At 67.2% G+C, this 537-nt stretch carries 1 protein-coding gene and 1 pseudogene; both read right to left on the reverse strand.

Annotation, left to right across the window (positions count from 1 at the left end; translation table 11 throughout):
- Window positions 1-308: pseudogene (locus LE190_RS21390) on the reverse strand (5-(carboxyamino)imidazole ribonucleotide synthase); the annotation flags it as partial.
- Window positions 305-537, reverse strand: a 233-nt coding sequence (locus tag LE190_RS21395) for an AIR carboxylase family protein (RefSeq protein WP_225240604.1), incomplete at its 5' end; no start/stop codon positions are given. The gene LE190_RS21395 and the pseudogene LE190_RS21390, both read right to left, overlap by 4 nt.

Below are 537 nucleotides of genomic sequence, written 5' to 3' on the forward strand. Positions count from 1 at the left end.
TTGCGGTTGGGCAGCACCGGGCGGCGCGCATCCAGCACCATCGCGGCGGCAGACGGCACGTTCTCGAATTCGTAGGTGATGACGTCGACGTCGTTGGCGAACAATTCCAGTGCCTCGACGTCGGCATATTCGGCGCAGGTCGCGTTCAGGACGACGTCGAACGCAGGGGAGTCCGGATCGGGCGAGAACACCTGGCAGCGCAGGCCGAGTCGCGCCGCGGCCATCGCCAGCATCCGCCCCAATTGTCCGCCGCCAAGGATTCCGATGGTGTCGCCGGGCTTCAGCTTCACCTGCTTGCTGTCGGTCACGCCTTGTCCTCCGGGCGCTCGGCAACCGCCTCGGTCTGCGCCTTTCGCCAGGCGGCAAGACGGTCGGACAGCGCCGGGTCGGACAGCGCCAGCACGGCCGCGGCAAGCAGCGCCGCGTTGATCGCACCTGCCTTGCCGATGGCGAGGGTGCCGACCGGGATGCCTGCGGGCATCTGCACGATCGAATAGAGCGAGTCGATACCCTTGAGCGTCCTGGATTCGACGGGAA

This window comes from Massilia hydrophila (genome assembly GCF_020208145.1).
GTDB classification, from domain to species: domain Bacteria; phylum Pseudomonadota; class Gammaproteobacteria; order Burkholderiales; family Burkholderiaceae_D; genus Telluria; species Telluria hydrophila.